This is a genomic window from Mycobacterium sp. IDUB_28 (assembly GCF_055419285.1).
Genome location: NZ_JBVAXK010000005.1, coordinates 120,953 through 135,788 on the forward strand (window position 1 = coordinate 120,953; position 14,836 = coordinate 135,788).

General features: G+C 66.9%; 13 protein-coding genes and 1 pseudogene. 7 read left to right on the forward strand and 7 right to left on the reverse strand.

What is annotated here, in order from left to right:
• Nucleotides 1–87: 87 nt before the first annotated feature.
• Nucleotides 88–1,584 carry an acyl-CoA carboxylase subunit beta gene (locus ACZYZ9_RS12270; protein ID WP_463826536.1) on the forward strand — a complete coding sequence of 499 codons (1,497 nt, stop codon included), beginning with the start codon at nucleotides 88–90 and terminating at the stop codon, nucleotides 1,582–1,584.
• Nucleotides 1,585–1,655: 71 nt separating this feature from the next.
• On the opposite strand, the gene ACZYZ9_RS12275 is transcribed toward ACZYZ9_RS12270, so the two are convergent.
• From ACZYZ9_RS12275 to ACZYZ9_RS12285, 3 genes are read right to left on the reverse strand one after another with little or no spacing between them, the layout of a single operon-like run.
• The gene (locus ACZYZ9_RS12275; protein WP_463826537.1) at nucleotides 1,656–2,699 is read right to left on the reverse strand and encodes a TIGR03857 family LLM class F420-dependent oxidoreductase; all 1,044 of its coding nucleotides are present in this window, start codon (nucleotides 2,697–2,699) and stop codon (nucleotides 1,656–1,658) included.
• Nucleotides 2,692–3,789, reverse strand: coding sequence for an alpha/beta hydrolase (locus ACZYZ9_RS12280; RefSeq protein ID WP_463826538.1), 1,098 nt, complete (start codon nucleotides 3,787–3,789; stop codon nucleotides 2,692–2,694). Before ACZYZ9_RS12280 ends, ACZYZ9_RS12275 begins: the two co-directional genes overlap by 8 nt.
• A gap of 10 nt (nucleotides 3,790–3,799) precedes the next feature.
• On the reverse strand, nucleotides 3,800–5,407 hold the full coding sequence (locus tag ACZYZ9_RS12285) for a flavin-containing monooxygenase (protein WP_463826539.1): 1,608 nt from the start codon (nucleotides 5,405–5,407) through the stop codon (nucleotides 3,800–3,802).
• Between the two features lie 166 nt (nucleotides 5,408–5,573).
• Between ACZYZ9_RS12285 and ACZYZ9_RS12290 the strand changes: the two genes are divergently transcribed.
• From ACZYZ9_RS12290 to ACZYZ9_RS12305, 4 genes are all read left to right on the forward strand, one after another.
• Nucleotides 5,574–6,584 carry a Rieske 2Fe-2S domain-containing protein gene (locus tag ACZYZ9_RS12290; RefSeq protein ID WP_463826540.1) on the forward strand — a complete coding sequence of 337 codons (1,011 nt, stop codon included), beginning with the start codon at nucleotides 5,574–5,576 and terminating at the stop codon, nucleotides 6,582–6,584.
• A complete protein-coding gene (locus ACZYZ9_RS12295) occupies nucleotides 6,581–7,201 on the forward strand; it encodes an isochorismatase family protein (RefSeq protein WP_463826541.1) in 621 nt (206 codons plus the stop codon). The genes ACZYZ9_RS12290 and ACZYZ9_RS12295 overlap by 4 nt, the downstream gene beginning before the upstream one ends.
• Nucleotides 7,198–7,818 (forward strand): PaaI family thioesterase, encoded by a 621-nt coding sequence (locus tag ACZYZ9_RS12300; protein WP_463826542.1) that lies wholly within the window; start codon nucleotides 7,198–7,200, stop codon nucleotides 7,816–7,818. Before ACZYZ9_RS12295 ends, ACZYZ9_RS12300 begins: the two co-directional genes overlap by 4 nt.
• 77 nt (nucleotides 7,819–7,895) lie before the next feature.
• A complete protein-coding gene (locus tag ACZYZ9_RS12305; RefSeq protein WP_463826543.1) occupies nucleotides 7,896–9,542 on the forward strand; it encodes an acyl-CoA synthetase in 1,647 nt (548 codons plus the stop codon).
• 91 nt (nucleotides 9,543–9,633) lie between these two features.
• Here ACZYZ9_RS12305 and ACZYZ9_RS12310 read toward each other — a convergent pair whose 3' ends face one another.
• Nucleotides 9,634–10,503: an SDR family oxidoreductase gene (locus ACZYZ9_RS12310; protein ID WP_463826544.1), complete on the reverse strand. Its 870-nt coding sequence runs from the start codon at nucleotides 10,501–10,503 to the stop codon at nucleotides 9,634–9,636.
• Nucleotides 10,504–10,515: 12 nt separating this feature from the next.
• Nucleotides 10,516–11,544 (reverse strand): LLM class F420-dependent oxidoreductase, encoded by a 1,029-nt coding sequence (locus tag ACZYZ9_RS12315; protein WP_463826545.1) that lies wholly within the window; start codon nucleotides 11,542–11,544, stop codon nucleotides 10,516–10,518.
• 65 nt (nucleotides 11,545–11,609) lie between these two features.
• Between ACZYZ9_RS12315 and ACZYZ9_RS12320 the strand changes: the two genes are divergently transcribed.
• Complete coding sequence (locus ACZYZ9_RS12320; RefSeq protein ID WP_463826546.1) at nucleotides 11,610–11,999, forward strand: lipocalin-like domain-containing protein; 390 nt, start codon at nucleotides 11,610–11,612, stop codon at nucleotides 11,997–11,999.
• On the opposite strand, the gene ACZYZ9_RS12325 is transcribed toward ACZYZ9_RS12320, so the two are convergent.
• Together ACZYZ9_RS12325 and ACZYZ9_RS12330 are read right to left on the reverse strand one after the other, a co-directional pair.
• Nucleotides 11,996–13,201, reverse strand: coding sequence for a cytochrome P450 (locus tag ACZYZ9_RS12325; protein ID WP_463826547.1), 1,206 nt, complete (start codon nucleotides 13,199–13,201; stop codon nucleotides 11,996–11,998). The two genes, ACZYZ9_RS12320 and ACZYZ9_RS12325, sit on opposite strands and share 4 nt — an antisense overlap.
• Nucleotides 13,198–13,491, reverse strand: a pseudogene (locus ACZYZ9_RS12330) (coniferyl aldehyde dehydrogenase); the annotation flags it as partial. The pseudogene ACZYZ9_RS12330 and the gene ACZYZ9_RS12325, both read right to left, overlap by 4 nt.
• Nucleotides 13,492–13,674: 183 nt before the next feature.
• On the opposite strand from ACZYZ9_RS12330, the gene ACZYZ9_RS12335 reads away from it, so the two are divergent.
• Nucleotides 13,675–14,820: a thiolase family protein gene (locus tag ACZYZ9_RS12335; RefSeq protein ID WP_463826548.1), complete on the forward strand. Its 1,146-nt coding sequence runs from the start codon at nucleotides 13,675–13,677 to the stop codon at nucleotides 14,818–14,820.
• The last annotated feature ends 16 nt before the right edge of the window (nucleotides 14,821–14,836 follow it).

Consider the following 14,836-nt stretch of genomic DNA (forward strand, 5'->3'; position numbering starts at 1 on the left):
GGTAGGGTCAACGTGTTCGATGCGCGCCGGCACCGACCCGCTACAGTGAGCAGTTCAACAGGTTCGGCCCGGCGAGTGAGGACCAGGATGGGTAAGCCCGAGGATTGGGAAGAGACCCTCGTCGACCTCGACCGGCGTCGCCGCCACGCGTGGGCCATGGGGGGCCCGGAGCGCCTCGACAAGCACCGCGGCAAAGGCAAATTGGACGCCCGCGCCCGCATCGACTATCTGCTGGACCCGGGTACCTTCCGCGAACTGGGTACTTTGGTTGGCGGCGACACCGCGGCCGACGCGATCGTCACCGGATCGGGTCTGATCGACGGTCGACCGGTGATGGTGGGCGCTGAGGACTTCACCACGCTGGCGGGCAGCATCGGCCCCGGCGGCAACTCCAAGCGGCACCGGATCGCCGAACTGGCGGTGCGCAACAAGGTCCCGATGGTGATGTTGCTGGACGGCGCCGGCTTCCGGCCGACCGGTGGCCACTACGGCCGCAGCCCCACCGACCTGCTCGCGCAGACGCAGTGCTCGGGCCGGGTCCCGACGGTGGCAGCGGTGCTGGGGCCGTCGGCGGGACACGGCGCTCTGGTGGCCCCGGTGTGCGATTTCCGGATCATGAGCCGACACGGCACCATCTTCACCGCCGGACCGCCGGTGGTCAAAGAGTCCACCGGCGAAGACATTTCGAAGGAGGACCTGGGCGGCCCGGCTGTCGCGCTGCCCAGCGGAGTGATCCACAACGTCGCCGAGGACGACGAGTCCGTGCTCGACGACATCCGGCGTTATCTGTCGTATTTCCCGCCCAGCGCGTGGTCGTACCCGCCGGCGCTGGAACCGGACGAGACCTGCGAACCGCGACCGACACCGGAGTTGCTCAGCATCGTCAGCCGCGACAACCGCCGCGTCTACGACATGCGCGCAGTGCTCGACGTCGTGTTCGACCGGCCCGATTGGTTCGAGGTTCAACCGACGTTCGGCAAGGCGATCATCTGCGCGCTGGCCCATCTCGGCGGCCAACCGGTCGCCGTCGTCGCCAACCAGCCGCAGGTGCTGGCCGGTTCCATCGACGCCGCGGCCGCGGACAAGGCGGCGCACTTCATCCTGGTGGCTGATTCGTTCCACCTGCCGATCATCTTCCTGGCCGACAACCCGGGCATGCTGCCCGGTAGTCGCTCGGAGAGCCAGGGCGTGCTGCGCAGCGGTGCGCGGATGTTCGCCGCCCAGACCGCGGCGACGACAATCAAGTTGCACCTGACGTTGCGCAAGGCGTACGGCTTCGGTTCGATGGTGATGTCGCTGCTCGGATTCGACCAGCAGACAGCCACTTTCGCCTATCCGGGTGCGACGATGGGCGCCATGAGCGCGGCCGCGCTCACCCGCGCCTCGCACGCTGCCGAGGATCTGTCCGCCAAGCTGCGCAAGGCCGAATTGCAGGCCTCCTACCGGTCGGCGGAGAACATGGGCTTCGACGAGCTGATCGATCCGCGGGAGACGCGCGACGCGCTGCTGGATGCCTTACGGCGCGGCCTGTCCAGCCGGCAGGCGGTCGCCGAGCCGGTAACGCGCACCGTCATCCTGCCCTGACCCCTTTGGCGCGAGCAGACGCAAAAGCCCCTATTTCGCAACGAAATTGGGGGCTTTTGCGTCTGCTCACGCTACTGCGCGGCCCGGTAGGCGGCCACGACGGGTTCCAGTTCGTCGGGTGTGGCGCCGTGCAGGATCACCGCGTCGGCGCCGTAGTCGAACTCGCGGCGAACCCGCTCGGCACACTGCTGCGCCGACCCGGTGGCCGACGGTTCCAGCCACTCCTCAGGAATCAGCGTCGCGATGTGCTCGATCTGCTCGGGCGTGGCTTTGTGGTCGATCCCGCCCGCGATCGACGTCACCACCGGGTCTTCGCGGAACCGTTGCAGCACAGCGGGATCCCACTTGTTGGTGTTCACCAGCAGGTCGCCGTAACCCTGCAGGTAGGTAGCAAGGCGGGCAACAGTCTTCTTCAGGCGCAGCTGCTCGGGCAGGTGGTCGCCGACCGTGGCGAAGCACGACCACACCCGCACACTGTCGGGGTTGCGGCCGGCCTTTTCCGCGGCCGTCTTCACCGTGGTGACGCAGCGCTGCAACGTTTCCGGGGTGAAGTAGGTGTGCAGGATGACGTCGTCGAACACCCGACCGCCCAGCGCCAGCGTGTTGGGACCGAACGCCACCAACGCCAACCGGATGTCCTCGTCGAAGTCCGGGTCGAGAAACAGAATGGGGTACTTGCCCATTGGGCCGTCGTGATTGAAGATCAGCTCGCCGTGCCACAGTCGGCGCATGACGTTCGCCCAGTCCTCCATCTGGGCGGTGGTCACCGCCGGGATGCCGAACGCCCCGTAGATCGCGGCGATGCCCCGGCCGATGCCCAGCGTGAAACGGCCGCCCGACAACCGGTGCATGGTCGTCGCCCACGAACCGGTGATCAGCGGATGACGGGTGTTGTGATTGGTTGCGGCGGTGGCGATTTGCATGCGGCTGGTCACTGCGCACGCCGCTCCCACCAGAGACGAGGCTTCCTTGACGTTCCATCGTTCGGAGATGAACGCGGTGCCCAAGCCGAGTTCCTCACCCCGGCGGGCCTCGTCCATCAGGGTCGCGGGACCCTCTCCCCCCGCTCCGGCCAGCAGGTAGTAGCCCAACTCGTCGAGAAGGCGATCACTCATCCGAACCCCTGACTTCGCGCAGGAACCGCTCCGAGACGGTCTGAACCCGGCGGGAGAACACGTGACTGACGTGTCCGCCGGCATACCAGTACAGTTGCCCGCCCCATCTCTCCTGTAACACCAGCGCCGGTTCCAGCATCGCCATCCGGTCATGCCGGGCGGCGACGATCAGCCGCCGGTGCGGCGGCGGGGCCGGGTCGGCCCGCAGCGGGTCGATCACCGACGTCAGCTGCGACACCACGTCGGATTGCAGCAACGTGCAGTAATCCCGGCGCGACGAACCCGACCTGCTCAGGTGCCGGGCGATCATCGAGTTCAACCCCAGGATCGGGGTGTACAACGCGACCGCGTCGATGTCGCGCTCGAGATGCGACACCAGTGCGGCCACCGGGCTGCCCATCGACACTCCGGCCACCACAACGGTGGTGGCTTGTTTGCGCACCCAGCGCAGCACCGCGCGGATTTCCGACACCGACCGCATCATGCCTGCGACATTGCCCAGCGGATCGGTGTCGGGATATGCCGGCCAATACCCGCGCCGGCAGCCGTGCCCGGGTTGAACGGGCATCGCCACGTTGTAGCCCAGGCCGCGGTGCACGCGGTCGATGCGCGACATCAACATGTCCTCCGCACCACCCTGACCGGCGCCATGGATCCAGATCAGCCATGGCCGCGGACCGTCACGGTGCCGGCACAGGTGCACCGCCGCCCGCGCGGCGCCCCCGAAGCCCTCGTCCACCAGCGTCTGCGGCAGTGCGGGGTCGTGCTCGAAGGTCATGCGCTCGTACGCCAGCCCTGCGATGCGGCGGCGTCGGACGGCGCGCACGTGCAGTGGCGCGGGCTCGGCGTGGGCTCCGTCGATGCCGAGCGCTGACAGCTCCTCGGCTGCCGCGGCGCACTCCTGCGCCGTCCGCACCGTCGTGGGCCTGCCGTCATTGAGCACCGAAAAGCCGGTCAGCACAAGCTCATCCAGGAACACCTCGCCGAAGGGGCGCACCCCGAACGGCTGCCCCCTGACCCCGGACACGGTGCGCGGCAGCAGCATGCCCAGTTCCCGGCTGATGCCCAGCCCGCGGGTTGCCAACGACACGACCAATCACCTACCTCAGCTTGAATCCGGCGTACCCGGTGGTCGCGACTTCGTCGCACCGCCGGCGGTATTCGGGGATGCCACCGGTGTAGCCCATGTACATCCGTTTCTTGCCGGGAACGTTGCCCCCGTTGTACCAGGAGCTGCAGGACGGGTGTACCAGCACCGTCGGAGCGACGAGCGCGGTGGCGTGCTCGATCCACTCTTGCTGGGCGGTGTCCAGCGCCTCGATGGTACGGATCCCGTTGCCCCGCAGATACGCGATGCAGTCCCCGATCCATTCGACGTGTTGTTCGAGCGCAGCCACGAAGTTGGTCGCTGCGCTGGGGCTGCCCGGGCCCTGGACGGTGAACAGATTGGGAAATCCGGCGACCGCCAACCCGAGGTAGGACAGCGGGCCTGCCTCGCCCCAGAATTCACCCAGCGACATGCCGTCGCGGCCGCGGATGTCGATGCGGCTCAGCGCGCCGGTCATCGCGTCGAACCCGGTGGCGTAGACGATCACGTCCAGTTCGTGTTCTCCGCGGGCGGTGCGGATGCCGGTGGCAGTTACCTGCTGGATCGGGTCGTTGCGCAGGTCGACCAGGATGACGTTGTCCCGATTGAACGTCTCGTAGTAGCCCTGGTCGATGATCGGCCGCTTGCAGGCGAACGGGTGTCGCGGCACCAGGGCGGCCGCGGTCTCGGGGTTTCGCACAATTCGGGCAACGGCTTCACCGTACAGTTGCGCGGCCATCTGGTTGGCCTCGATGTCGAAAAAGACGTCACTCCAGTTCAGCGCGCCCAGCACGCCGTTCTCCTCGATGGCGCGCAGCTGCTGCTCGCGGGTTGCTGACTTCAGCGGCGGGCTGGCCAGCATCTCCAGCAGCACCGAGAACGCGCTCAGCCGTGCCGCCCCGATCGGATGGTCGCGCTGCGCGGCTCGGATCTCGGCGTAGCGCGCTTTCATCTCGTCCAACTCCCCGGGTTCGAACCGGTGCACCTGCCACGGCAGCGTGTACGGTGCCGAACGCTGAAACACGGTGAGCTGCTTGGCTTCCTGCGCAACGACGGGAATGAGCTGCACTCCGGTGGAGCCGGTGCCGATCACACCGACCCGCTTACCACGCAGATCGAAGCCCTCGCGCGGCCAGCGGCTGGTGTACAGCGACGTCCCGGCGAAGGACGCCATCCCGCGGATATCGGGTTCCAGAGGGACCGAGAGGATTCCGGACGCGGCGACCACGAACGGGACGGTGAGCGTTTCACCCGCCTGCGTGCGCACCTCCCACGCCGCGGCGTCCTCGTCGAAACGCATCGCGACCACCTCGGTGTTGAACGCGATGTCGCGGCGCAGGTCGAGCTTGTCGGCGACGAAGTTCAGGTAGGCCTCGATCTCGGGCTGGGCCGGCATGGACTCCGTCCATACCCATTCCTGCTGAATCTCCTCGGAGAAGCTGTAGGAGTATTCGATGCTCTCGATGTCGCAGCGTGCCCCGGGATACCGGTTGAGCAGCCAGGTGCCGCCGACGTTCTCCGCCATCTCCAGCACCCGGGCCCGCACACCGAGCTGGCGCAGCCGGTGCAGCATGTACAGGCCGGAGAACCCGGCACCGATCACCAGAACGTCAAGATCCACCCGTCACCTCCGGTCTGGCACAAGTCTTGAGCTGCCGAATCACCGGCTCCCCCGCAGGTCGTGACCAGACATAGAGCTCCTTGCCCGCGCCGGACGAATGGTGTCAAGTTGCTGAAATCTATACTGTAATAGATTAAGTATCAGCCCATAGTCGAAAGGCGCCGCCGTGCAGGTCCCTTTCACCTGGAAAGTCACCGGGTGGTTCATGGTCGGGTGGTCCCCGGAATTCCCGGTCGGCGAGGCTCGGCCGTTGCAGTACTTCGGTGAGGACCTGGTCGCCTACCGCGACGACTCCGGCGAACTGCACATCCTGGAAGCGCACTGCAAACATCTCGGCGCCCACCTCGGCCATGGCGGCAAGGTGGTCGGCGACTGCCTCCAGTGCCCGTTCCACGGGTGGCGCTGGGGTCCGGACGGCACCAACCGGTACATCCCCTACCAGCCGGAGCGGCCCAACCGCGCGCTGCGGCTGCAGGTCTACCCGGTGCGGGAGCAGTACGACTGCGTGTTCATCTGGCACCACCCGGACGGCAAAGAACCCCAGTGGGAAATGCCCGATATCTTCAAGAAGTTCCCGCAGTTCGAGACCGACCCGGCGGCCTACTACCGGGCGTACCCGGAATTCTCCCGGCGCGCCGAACGCGAACCGGTGCATCCCCAGATCGTGGCCGAAAACGCCCCGGACAGCGCGCATTTCGAATACGTGCACCACGCCACCGTCACGCCCCGGGTGTTGGACTGGAAGATCGTCGAGCACGAGTGGCAGTTCACCGCGGGATGGCCGGACGCGCGCAGCGACAACCCGGACGACCTGGCCCTGATCTTTCACAGCCACCTGTTCGGTCTCGGCGGGGCGATCAGCGTTTTCGAGGGCGCCCAGAACCATCGGCTGATCTTCACCTGCACGCCGGTCGACGACGAGCGTTCCGACCTGTTCTACTCGATCTGGTGGCCGCGCGTCCCCGGTGACGACGCCCCGGTGCCGGCGGGCAAGCTGCGCGAGCTGATCGAAAGGCAGTTCCTGTCCACCGTCTTCGACGACCTGGAAATCTGGCGGTACCAGAAATATGTGGAACGCCCGGCGCTGTCCAAGACCGACGCGAAAGGCTATATGGCACTGCGAAAATGGGCGACACAATTCTATGACGCGGCACCGGCAGTGGGCGCCCGGGGATGACCGACAAACTCGCCGGTCTCGTCGGACCCGGGCACACCGCGATCGTCACCCAGGAGTGCCAGGGTGCGGTCATCGGCCCGCACGCCGGACTGGCGATGCTCGCCGAGGAGGCCCGTCGCGTCGCACTGCCCAATATCGCGCGTCTGCTGCCCGCGGCCCGGGCGGCCGGCGTGCACGTCGTGCACTGCTTGGTGCACAAGCGTCCGGACGGGCTGGGCTCCAACCGCAACGCCAAGATCTTCACCCTTGGGCAAGGACAGGTCGACATCACCCCGGGCACCCCCGGGGCGGCGCTGCTCCCCGAATTAGGGCCCGCGCCAACCGATCTGGTGCTTTCCCGCTGGCACGGGGTGGGCCCGATGGGTGGCACCGACCTGGACGCGGTGCTACGCAACCTCGGGGTCAGCACGGTCGTGGTGGTCGGCGTCTCGCTCAACATCGCGATCCCCAACTTCGTCATGGACGCCGTCAACGCCGCATACCGGGTGGTGGTGCCCCGCGACGCAGTGGCCGGCATCCCGACCGAGTACGGCGAGGCCGTCATCGCCAATACGCTCTCGCTGCTGGCCACCGTCACCACCACCGAGGACCTGGTGCAGACCTGGACGGCGCAATGACCGAGACCGCATCCCCGGCCCGCGGGGGATTCCCCGATGTCAGACCCGTCGAAGACGCACCTGAGGAACTGGGTCCTTTCGCGGCCGCCCTGCGGCGGTTGCAGGATCTGACCGTCTCCACCCGCCCGGACAGCGCACTGTGGGCTGCCGCCGCCGGTCATATCGAGCAGGCGTGCGCGCTCCTGGACGGCCACCAGGTTCCCGAAGTCGACGCGGTGGCCGGTCGGGTGCTGAGCCTGCCCGGCCTGGGCCATCCCCTGCTGCCGCCCTGGAGCGTCACCGAATCCGGCCCGGACGGGGTGGTGATGCACGGACATTTCACCCAAGCCCACGTCGGCGGTAACAACGCGGTGCACGGCGGGATGATCCCGCTGCTGTACGACTGGTTGTTCGGCATGGTGGTCACCGCCGCCGAGATCCGGCCCACCCGCACCGCCTATCTGCACGTCGACTACCGCAAGATCACGCCGATCGGCGAGCCATTGACCGCTGCGGGGCGCATCAGCGAAGTCGACGGCCGCAAGGTTTTCATTGCCGCTAGCATTACGGCGACCGACGGCACGGTGCTGACCGAAGCCAACGGGCTGATGGTCCGCCTGCTACCCCACCAGCCTTGAGGCGCGAGCAGACGCAGAATCGCACTGCGGCAAGCTCATCCGTGCGATTCTGCGTCTGCTCGGCAGAAAGGACACTCGTGCCCGAGACCGAATTCACCGTCCCCGCGGTCGTGGCGGCCGTCGCGGCCGCGATCCCGGACCGCGACCTGATCATTCAGGGCGACCGGCGGTTCAGCTACGCCCAGATCTCCGATCGCGCCAACCGCCTGGCCAACTATCTGCATTCGCGCGGACTGGGTTGCCACACCGAGCGCGCAGAGTTGGCCGGCCACGAAGCCGGGCAGGATCTGCTGGGCATCTACGCCTACAACGGCAACGAGTTCGTCGAATCCCTGCTCGGATCGTTCGCCGCGCGCGTCGCGCCGTTCAACGTGAACTTCCGCTATGTCCGGCAAGAACTGCAATACCTGTTGGCCGACGCCGGCGCCACCGCCCTGATCTACCACGCCGAGTTCGCGCCGCGGCTGGCAGAGATACTGCCCGATCTGCCCGGGCTGCGAGTGCTGATCCAGATCGCCGACGACTCGGGCAACGAATTGTTGGATGGCGCAGTCGATTACGAAGAGGCGCTGGCATCTGCCAGCCCCGAAGCCCCGCCCGTACAGCACTCGCCCGACGACCTCTATGTGCTCTACACCGGTGGCACGACGGGGATGCCCAAGGGTGTGCTGTGGCGTCAGGCCGACATCTTCATGACCTCCTTCGGTGGGCGCGACCTGGTCACCGGTCAACCGGTCGGCTCCGTCGAGGACGTGGTGGCGCGGGTGACGGCCGGCCCGGGTACCAGGCTGATGGTGTTGCCGCCGCTGATGCACGGCGCCGCGCAGTGGAGTGTGATGACGGCGCTGACCACCGGGCAGTCGGTGGTGTTTCCCGCAACCGTGCACCGACTCGATGCCGACGAGGTGGTCCGCACCATCGCACGCGAAGGGGTCCTGGCGGTCACGGTGGTCGGCGACGCGATCGCCAGACCGCTGGTCGCGGCGATCGAGAATGCGAACGTCGACCTGTCGTCGCTCGCCGTCGTTGCCAACGGCGGGGCGCTGCTAACGCCGTACGTCAAGCAACGGCTGATCGAGGTGCTGCCGAACGCCATCATCATCGACGGCGTCGGATCCTCGGAGACCGGCGCGCAGATGCACCACATGTCCATGTCGGGGGCGGTGTCGACCGGTACCTTCAATGCCGGGCCGGACACCTTCGTGGCCGCTGAGGATCTCAGCTCGATCCTGCCCCCGGGCCACGACGGGCTGGGCTGGCTGGCCCAACGCGGGTACGTTCCGCTGGGGTACAAAGGCGATGCGGTCAAGACCGCCGCGACCTTCCCGGTCATCGACAACGTGCGCTACGCGATTCCCGGTGACCGTGCCCGTCACCGCGACGACGGCCACATCGAGTTGCTGGGCCGCGACTCGGTGACCATCAACTCCGGCGGGGAGAAGATCTTCGCCGAAGAGGTCGAGACCGCGGTCGCCTCCCATCCCGCCGTGGCCGACGTGGTGGTCGCCGGACGTCCCAGCGAGCGGTGGGGCCAAGAGGTGGTGGCCGTAGTGGCGCTGGCCGACGGCGCCCGCACCGATGCTGCCGAGTTGATCGCACATGCCGCAACGTCGTTGGCGCGCTACAAACTTCCGAAAGCGGTCGTGTTTCGCGATGTCATCCAGCGCAGCCCGTCGGGCAAGGCCGACTACCGGTGGGCGCGAGCCCAGGCCGAAGCGGGTTAGGCGGGCGCCGCCCGCCTTGGCTCTGCGTCCAGGGTGCAAGAGTGCGAGTGCGCCACACCCTCACCGCAGAATCAACGCGTTCGAGCGGTGGCTAGGCGTCCACTACACCGACCGCCGCCTCGGCCCGTCGCTCGTAGCAGGCCCGCGCCGCGTGATCGATGTCGTCGAGAAACAGGGTGTCCGCGCCGACTCGCTTGTTGAACCAGCGCCGGCCGCGCGCCCCGAGCATCGCCACCACCGGTCCGACGAACCGGGTCGGTTGCGGCAGCGCCACATGAGTGCGCGGCCTGTCCAGCGCGCCGACGATCGCCGCGGCCACCACCTCGGGCCGCACCGGTTTGCCGATACCGGCGGCGTTCGTCCCGGCGATCAGCTCGGTCTGGGTGAACGGCGGCAGCACCACCGTGACATCGACACCGCGGGAGGCGAATTCGTCGGCCATCGCGACGCTGAGTCCGACCACACCGAACTTGGTCGCCGCGTAGACCACCTGTCCGGGGATCGCCATCACGCCCGCCATCGAGGCGATGTTCACGATGTGCCCGCGCCGGCGTGCCACCATCTCGGGCAACACCAGCTGACAACCGTTGAGCACCCCGCAGAGGTTCACTTCGATGGCGGACCGCAACGCCTGCTGCGATTGCCCGATGAACGAACCTACCGGCATCACGCCGGCGTTGTTGATGAGCACGTCGATGCGGCCGCCGCTGTCGCCTCGTGCCCGGTCCAGGAACGCGGCGAACGACGCCCGATCGGAGACGTCGAGCAGGTGAGCGGAAAGCTGGCCCGCAGCACCGAGTTCCGTGACCGCGGCCGCCAGCGCCGCACCGTCGCGGTCGCCGATAACCACCCGCGCGCCGCGGGCCAATAGTGCTCTCGCGGTGGCGAATCCGATGCCGCGGGCGCCACCGGTGACGACGACCGTGCGGCCCCTGACCCTGTCTGTGCCCCTGTCCAACATGGCCGTACCTTTCTAGCGCAGCTGCTCGAGGATCGACACAACCGTTGCCCGCGGCAAGGCCGCCGGGAACGCCGGAAGCACCCGATCGACCGCGCCCTGGCAGCGCACGCGCAGCGCGGCGGCCAGTTCGCCGACGGGTGCAACCACGGCGAAAGCAGCCAGCATGTCGTCATCGATCAGCGTGCCCATCGCGTCCCATTCGCCCTGCCGCGACAGCCGGTGCAGTTCGGTGTGCAGATCGGCCCAGCCGTGCAGATCGAGCACGTTGCGGTAGGCCGGTGTGGAACCGTAGAACGCGAGCTGCTTTCTGACTCCCGTAGCGGCGTCGGATATTTCGGCCTCGGTGCGGCCGGTCACGACGAACACCGGACAGGACACGGCGACGTCACTCCGGTCGCGCCCGGCCCGGCGGAGCCCGTTGTTCAACGCCGGCAAGGTCACCTCGTCCAGATAGCGACGGGTGGTGAATGCATGGGCGATCACCCCGTCGGCGACCTCCCCGCACATCTCCGTCATCGCGGCACCGACAGCAGCCACGAACACCTGTGGCAGCGCACAGGTCAACGGTTCGGGGGTGAACATCGGCGTCATGATCTTGTGCGTGTAGAAGTCGCCCTCGAAACGCAGCCGGCCGCCACCCTGCCAACAGTTCCAAATGGCGCGCAACGCCATGACGAACTCGCGCATCCTGGCCACCGGCCGGCTCCACGGCATACTGAACCGCTTCTCGATGTGTGGCCGGACCTGGGTGCCGAGGCCAAGGACGAACCGGCCTGCCGAGAAGGACTGCAGGTCCCACGCGACGTTGGCGACCGTCATCGGGCTGCGCGCGAACGCCACCGCAATGCTGGTGCCCAGTTGAATTGTCGAGGTGTGTTCGGCGGCCAACAGCATGGGCAGGAACGGGTCGTGATTGATCTCCCCGGTCCAACCGCCGTCGTAGCCGCGGCTTTCCAATTCGGTCGCAGCCGAACGTACGCGCGTCAGCTCCATGGGAATGCCCCCATCGATCTTGATCGCGCCACCGGCCGCGGCGATCATCGCCGCAGACGCCTACAGCCCATGAACGTGGACGGTACTGTAAATGATTCGGTAGGGTCAACCGGGTGGGCGAGCTGCATGCGGCATTGTTGGGTGGGTGGCGACTGGAATCGTTCGTCTCCCGCGACGAAGAAACCGGCGAACTGCGGCATCCGTTCGGCGAGCACCCGTGCGGGCTCATCCTCTACACCACCGACGGGCACATGTCCGCACAGCTGACGCCGGGCCCGGGTGCCGAATTCGTCTCTTACGGTGGACGATTCCACGTCGACGAGCAGGCGTCGACGGTGACCCACGAGGTCGTCATTGCGACCATGCCGGAGTTGTTGGAACAGCCTCAACTTCGGCACGCCCGCATCGACGGCGACCGGTTGACGCTGTCGGTGAGCCAGCGCTCGGCCCGGGGCAGGGCCATCCACAGCACCCTGGTCTGGCGTCGCGATCCCGGACCTTAGTCCAGCACCCGCACCGGCACATTGCTCCAGCCGGCGACGTTCTGCATGTTGACCCGTCGGCACCCCGACCAGTCGACTTCGTAGCGCGGCATGAAGTCCAGCATCCGGTCCAGCGCGATCACGCTTTCCAGCCGGGCCAGGGCCGCACCCAGGCAGCTGTGAATTCCGTAGCCGAGACCCAGATTCTGCGCCTCAGTGCGGTCACGGTCCAGGTCGAAGGTGTCCGCGTCGGTCCAGGCCGCCGGATCCCGGTTGGCCGACGCCCCGACCAGAAACACCGGTTTGCCGGCGGGAATCGTCACCCCGTGCAACGTCACATCGCGCATCGAGTGGCGCACGTTGTACTGCGATGGCGCCTCGTAACGCAGCAGTTCCTCGACCGCCAGCGGAATCTTGCTGCGGTCGTCCAACAGCTTCTGCCACTGATCCGGGTTGCGCGCGAACACCACTGCGGCGTTACCCAGCAACTTGGTCACCGTCTCTGCGCCGGCACCACCCAATAACGTTGCGAATTCGGTGATCTCGAGGTTGCTCAGCGGGGTCACCGCACCGTCGTCACGCTCGATCTGCGACTGGATCAGCTTACTCAACAGGTCGTCGGCCAGGTTCTCGCGGCGCGCTTTGATCATCCGGTAGTAGTAGATAGACATGTCGATGGCCGATTTGATGCCGGCCTCGCTCGCTTCGACCTGGCCTGGTTCGCGGTGCAGCAGGTCGTCGATCCAGAGCCGGATCTGTTGCCGGTCCGGTTCGGGCACACCTTGCAACGTCGTCATCACGTCCACCGGGAACAGTGCCGAGAAGTCCTGGACGAAGTCGAAACCGTTCCGGTTCACCGCGGCGAGATGCTTATCGATGGACTGGGTCACCAACGGACGGAATGCCTGGATGGCGCGTGGGGTGAAGACTTTGTTCAGCAGGCCGCGCATCCGGCGATGGGCCGGCGGATCCATCGCGATGATTGATCCGTGCTCGGCCACCTGACCGGTGCGCACCTGCGCCAGGTCGACCCCGTAGGCTGACGAATACGTCTGGTAGTCCTTGAACGCCGCCGCCACATCCGCGTGGCGGGTCAACGCGTAGAAGTCGTACTCGGCGCTGTAATAGACGGGCGCTTCCGCACGCATCCGCCGGTAGATGTCGTAGGGATTGGTGAAGAAGTCTTCGGAGAACGGGTCGAACACCACCGTCGCCGTCGTCATGAACCCGCCCCCTGACTGGACTGCGCCCTTTTGATACGGCGGCGAGTCCTGTTGCGCGCCAACCACAACTGCCCGTCGGCATACCTCTTCATCGACTTGCGGAACGGTGGCGCCGCGCTGCTGGTGATGCTGAACGGCAGATCCGAACCGACCGCCGTGCGGTAGTGGGTGAAGGTGTCGAAACCGGCTGTGCCGTGGTAGGCCCCCATGCCGCTGCGGCCGCCTCCCCCGAACGGTGCCGCCGAGGGAATCATCTGGGATCGGGTTCCGAAGTCGGCACTCATCGCCCCGACGAACGCGTCGGTGTTGTCCGGGACCAACGCCATCAAGCGGTCGATGCGGTGCTTGCCCACGGGCGACCCCTTCTTGGTTGGCTACGCTTTCGGAACGATCAACGGTAACGGTTACAGTAGTATAGACAAGTCTGTCGTCATAGCGTTCCCTCCGATCGCGGCAGGAAGGGTGTTTGGGTAGTGCACGAGGTAGCCATCATCGGGGTTGGCCTGCACCCGTTCGGCCGGTTCGAGGGCAAGTCCGCGATGCAGATGGGTGTCGACGCCATCTTCGCCGCAATGGCCGACGCCGGTGTGCAGTGGGCCGATATTCAAGCCGCCACCGGTGGCAGCTGGACGGTGGCCAATCCGGACGCGATCGTCGGAATGGTCGGGCTGTCCGGGATACCGTTCACCAACGTTTTCAACGCGTGCGCCACCGCGGCCAGCGCCGCGAAGGCCTGTGCGGACGGAATTCGGTTAGGCGACTACGAGATTGGCCTCGCGGTCGGACTGGACAAGCACCCCAGGGGTGCGTTCACCGAGGATCCCGCGCTGGTCGGGATGCCGCGCTGGTACGCCGAGAACGGCCAGTACCTCACCACCCAGTTCTTCGGCATGAAAGCCAACCGCTACCTGCACGACCACGCCATCTCCCAGCGCACCCTGGCCAGGGTGGCCGCCAAGAACTTCCGCAACGGTGCGCTGAATCCGAATGCGTTCCGGCGCAAGCCGATCCTTGAGGACGACATCCTCAACTCGGCGATGCTGAACTATCCGTTGACCCAGTACATGTTCTGCGCGCCGGACGAGGGCGCCGCCGCGGTGGTGATGTGCCGCGCGGACATCGCCCACCGCTACACCGACAAGCCGGTGTACCTCAAGGCGGTCGAGGTTCGCACCCGCAAGTACGGTGCCTATGAGGTGAACACCACCTGCGCGCCGGTGCAGGAGGATGTTTCGCCGACGGTCTACGCGGCGCGCGCCGCGTTCGAGAAGGCGGGCGTGAGCCCGGCTGACGTGGACGTGATTCAGCTGCAGGACACCGACGCCGGTGCGGAGATCATCCATCTGGCCGAGTGCGGTTTCTGCGCCGACGGAGAGCAGGAGAAGCTGCTGGCCGACGGAGCCACCGAGATCGGCGGGCCGATGCCGGTCAACACCGACGGCGGCCTGATCGCCAACGGCGAACCGATCGGGGCCTCGGGGCTGCGCCAGATCCACGAGATCGTTCGCCAGTTACGCGGACAGGCGGGCGATCGTCAGGTTCCCGGCGATCCCAAGGTGGGCTTCGCCCAGTTGTACGGAGCGCCGGGCACCGCCGCCGCGAGCGTGCTCACCACGTAAGCCGTCCGCGCGGGCC

Coding starts and splice junctions, on each gene's coding strand:
- ACZYZ9_RS12275 (WP_463826537.1), bottom strand. CDS start 2,699: ATGAGTGATCGCCTTCTCGACGAGTTGGGCTACTACCTGCTGGCCGGA.
- ACZYZ9_RS12315 (WP_463826545.1), bottom strand. CDS start 11,544: ATGATCGCCGCGGCCGGTGGCGCGATCAAGATCGATGGGGGCATTCCC.
- ACZYZ9_RS12325 (WP_463826547.1), bottom strand. CDS start 13,201: ATGACGACGGCGACGGTGGTGTTCGACCCGTTCTCCGAAGACTTCTTC.
- ACZYZ9_RS12270 (WP_463826536.1), top strand. CDS start 88: ATGGGTAAGCCCGAGGATTGGGAAGAGACCCTCGTCGACCTCGACCGG.
- ACZYZ9_RS12310 (WP_463826544.1), bottom strand. CDS start 10,503: ATGTTGGACAGGGGCACAGACAGGGTCAGGGGCCGCACGGTCGTCGTC.
- ACZYZ9_RS12295 (WP_463826541.1), top strand. CDS start 6,581: ATGACCGACAAACTCGCCGGTCTCGTCGGACCCGGGCACACCGCGATC.
- ACZYZ9_RS12300 (WP_463826542.1), top strand. CDS start 7,198: ATGACCGAGACCGCATCCCCGGCCCGCGGGGGATTCCCCGATGTCAGA.